This window comes from Egibacteraceae bacterium, assembly GCA_040905805.1.
Classification (GTDB): Bacteria; Actinomycetota; Nitriliruptoria; order Euzebyales; family Egibacteraceae; genus DATLGH01.
Genome location: JBBDQS010000106.1, coordinates 1 through 4,109 on the forward strand (window position 1 = coordinate 1; position 4,109 = coordinate 4,109).

1 protein-coding gene is annotated in these 4,109 nt (G+C 74.7%); it reads right to left on the reverse strand.

The features are described 5' to 3' along the window. Window positions 1-27 precede the first annotated feature (27 nt). Window positions 28-3,906, reverse strand: a complete 3,879-nt coding sequence (gene hrpA / locus WD250_11740; protein ID MEX2620877.1) for an ATP-dependent RNA helicase HrpA — start codon at window positions 3,904-3,906, stop codon at window positions 28-30. Window positions 3,907-4,109: the final 203 nt, after the last annotated feature.

Sequence of the window (4,109 nt, forward strand, 5' to 3'; positions counted from 1 at the left end):
AAGCGACCGCCCTGGCATCCTGACCCGCTACCGGGCGGCCTCGTCGATGGCGCGCAGGATGCGCTGCTCGGAGACGCGGTGGCGGGTCCCGAGCGGCTGGGCGAAAAGGCTGACCCGCAGCTCCTCGATCATCCAGCGGATCTCGGCGGCGGCATCGGGGTCGGCCTCCGCCCGCGCCCGCAGCGCCGCATAGGCCTGTGCCACCTCCGCGACGCGGGCCATGCGGTCGGCGTCCTGGTCCACGTTGCGCCCCAGCCGGCCCACGCGCCACGCGATGGCCCGCACGTAGCGCTCCACGTCGGGCAGGCGCCGCCGGCCGGTGGCGGTGACGAAGCCGGGGTAGATCATGGCGCCCAGCTGAGCCCGGGCGTCGGCGGCCGCGGGGGCGAGCGCCGCGCTGCTCACCGCCGCCAGCGCGCGCTCCGCGTCGCCTGCCGCGACGAGGATCCCCTGGACCGCGCACACCACCTCCAGCACGTCCCCGTCGAGGGCCCCGGCGACCGCGGCCCGCAGCTTCGCGTACGCCTCGTCGTCCCACGCGGGCCCGCCGTGGTCGGCCATCAGGGCGTCGACCGAGCACCCGGCGCAGTCGTCGAGCAGCGCGCTGACGCTGGCGTGCGGGCTGCGGGTCAACGCCAGCTTGGCCCGTCGATCGAGGTGCGCGGCCACGGCCCGGGCCGGCGGGGGCAGCTCCAGCAGCAGCAGCCGGCGGGTGCCCTGCCACATCGCCCGGCGCTGCTCGGGTTCGGTCAGCAGCACCCGCACGCCGACCGAGTCACCCTCGTCGACCAGCGCCGGGAAGCCGCGCAGCGCGTGCCCGTCGCGGGCCAGCTCCAGGCTGCGCGGCAGCCCGCCGACCGTCCACGCCCGCAGCCCCCGGCGCTCGAACCGCTCGGCCACCTGCGCCACCGCCGCGCGCGCCTGGCCCCCCACCCGCCGCTTGACCTCGGTCAGGTCCTTGCCCTGCGCGACCACATGACCGGCGTCGACCACCCGGAACGTCATGCGCAGGTGGTCGGGGAGGCGGTCGAGGTCCCAGGCGTCGCGGGGCACGGCCACGCCGGTCTCGGCGTGCAGCTCGCGGGCCAGCGCGTCGGTCAGCGGCTCTGCGGTGGGGTGCAGGCGGGCCAGCACCGCACGGGCCACGTCGGGCACCGGCACGAAGCTGCGCCGCAGATCCTTCGGCAGCGACCGCAGCAGTGCCGTCACCAGCTCGCCGCGCAGCTCGGGGACCTGCCAGCCGAACGGGGTGGCCTCGATCCGGTTCAGCGCCGCGAGGGGGATCACCACGGTCACGCCGTCGTCGGACGCGCCCGGCTCGAAACGGTAGGTCAGCGTCAGCGCCAGGTCCCGGTAGGGCCACACGTCGGGGTGGTCCTGGGCGTGGACGGGCGCCGGCGTGCGCTCCAGCAGCTGCGCGCGGGAGAACGTGAGCAGGTCGGGGGTCTCGCGGCCCGCCTGCTGCCACCACGTGTCGAAGTGCGCCCCGGACACGACCTCCTCGGGCAGGCGGGCGTCGTAGAGGGCGACCAGCGCGTCGTCGTCGACGACCAGGTCGCGCCGTCGGGTGCGGTGCTCGAGGTCGCCGAGCTCCGTCAGCAGCCGGCGGTTGGCGGCCAGGAACGCGTGCGGGCTCTCCCAGTCTCCCTCGACCAGCGCGTGACGGATGAACAGGGCGCGCGCAGCCTCCGGGTCGACGGGCCCCGCCGCCACGGTGCGGTCGGTGACCAGGGGCAGGCCGTAGAGCGTCACCTTCTCGTCGATCACGGCCGCACCACGGCGCGCTGACCACCGCGACTCGCCGTAGGTGCGGGTCACCAGGTGGGCGGCGGCCTCCTCGACCCAGGCGGGGTCGATGCGCGCCACCGTGCGGGCCCACAGTCGGGAGGTCTCGACGAGCTCCCCGGCCATCACCCACGCCGGCGCGGTGCCGGCCAGCGCCGACCCCGGCCACAGCGAGAACTCCAGGCCCCGCGCACCGCGGTAGCGCCTCCCGGCCTCCTGGTACAGCCCGACGTGGGACAGCAGCCCGGCAAGCAGGGAGCGGTGGACGACGGCATCCTCGGCGGGGGTCGCGTTGACGGCCATGCCGAGATCCTTCGCGATCGACCGGAGCTGGCTGTGCAGGTCCTGCCACTCCCGCACCCGCAGGTAGTGCAGGTGCTCGGCCTTGCAGCGCCGCCGGAAGGCGTTCGAGGACAGCGCCCGCTGCTGGCCGCGCAGGTAGGCCCACAGGTTGCGGTAGGCCAGGAAGTCCGACCCGCCGTCGTCGAAGCGCGCGTGCAGCTCGTCGGCGCTGCCCTCCTTGCCCGCAGGCCGCTCGCGGGGGTCCTGGATGGACAGGCCCGCGGCGACCACCAGCACCTCGCGCAGGCAGGCGTTGCGGTCTGCCTCGACGAGCATGCGCCCGATGCGGGGGTCCACGGGTAGCCGGGCCAGGGTGCGCCCGATCGGTGTGAGGCGGGGTCGGGGACCGGGCTCGGCGCTGTCGACCGCGCCCAGCTCGTGCAGGAGCTGGATCGCGTCACGGACGCTGCGCCGGTCGGGAGGATCCACGAAGGGGAACGCCTCGACGTCGCCGAGCCCGAGCGCCGCCATCTGCAGGATGACCGAGGCCAAGTTGGTGCGCAGGATCTCCGGCTCGGTGAACGCCGCGCGGTCGGCGTAGTCCTCCTCGCTGTAGAGGCGGATGCAGACGCCCTCGGCGACGCGCCCGCAGCGCCCGGCCCGCTGGTCGGCGCTGGCCTGCGAGACCTTCTCGATCGGCAGCCGCTGCACGCGGGTGCGCTTGCTGTAGCGCGAGATCCGCGCGGTGCCCGGGTCCACGACCGCGCGGATGCCCGGCACGGTCAGGCTGGTCTCGGCCACGTTGGTGGCCAGCACGACCCGCCGGCCCCGACCGGGCTGGAACACCCGCTGCTGCTCTGCCGCCGCCAGGCGGGAGTACAGCGGCAGCACCTCGGTGTCGTGCAGCCCGAGGGCGCGCACCGCGTCGGCGGTGTCGCGGATCTCGCGCTCGCCGGACAGGAACACCAGCACGTCGCCGGGGATCTCGCGGTGCAGCGCGGTGACCGCGTCGCAGATCCCCTGGACCTGGTCGTCCTCGCCGTCGGCCTCCTCGAGGGGCCGGTAGCGGATCTCCACCGGGTAGGTGCGCCCGCTCACCTCCACGACGGGGGCGTCGCCGAAATGGCCGGCGAAGCGCGCCGGGTCGATCGTCGCCGAGGTGATGACGAGCTTCAGGTCGGGGCGGCGGGGCAGCAGCTGGTGCAGGTAGCCGAGCAGGAAGTCGATGGCGAGGCTGCGCTCGTGCGCCTCGTCCAGGATGATCGTGTCGTAGGCGCGCAGCGACGGGTCGCCCTGGATCTCGGCGAGCAGGATGCCGTCGGTCATGACCTTGACCAGCGTCCGGTCGCTGGTGCGGTCGTCGAAGCGCACCTGGTAGCCGACCTGCTCGCCGACGTCGACGTGCAGCTCCTCGGCGATGCGGGCGGCGACGGTGCGGGCGGCCAACCGGCGGGGCTGGGTGTGCCCGATGGCGCCACGCACACCGCGACCGAGCTCCAGGCACAGCTTGGGCAGCTGGGTGGTCTTGCCCGAGCCGGTCTCGCCGGCGACCACGACGACCTGGTGGTCGCGCAGCGCGGCGTGCAGCTCGTCGCGGGCCTGGCTGATCGGCAGCTCCGTCGGGTAGCCGACTGCGGGTACGCCGTCGCGGCGCCGGGCGACGCGCTGCTCGGCGGCGGCCACCGCGCCGGCCACCTCCTCGATGGCGGCCTGCCGCCGGGCTGGGTCGTCCAGGCTGCGCGTGCGTCGGAGGCGCCTGCCCAGCCGATGCTCGTCGACCAGCGTGAGGTCGGCCAGGCGGGACCGCAGGTCGGACGCCGAGGAGATGTCGGTGCTCATGGACCGCCCACTGTAGAAGCGTCGGCCCGGCCGGCCGGGGAGACCCCGCCCTCCGCCCGGCATGCCGCTCACGGACGCGCGGGGTTACCGACGAGTAGATTGGGGCTCACCGACATATCCGTCGCTCCGACCCAACCTACCGCTCGGTAACTTTCTCGAGGTCAGGTCGACGGACGATCGTTGTCGGCTTCGGGACATATGCG

Excerpts from the sequence above, each read along its gene's own strand:
- hrpA (MEX2620877.1), bottom strand. The coding sequence starts at position 3,906 with ATGAGCACCGACATCTCCTCGGCGTCCGACCTGCGGTCCCGCCTGGCC.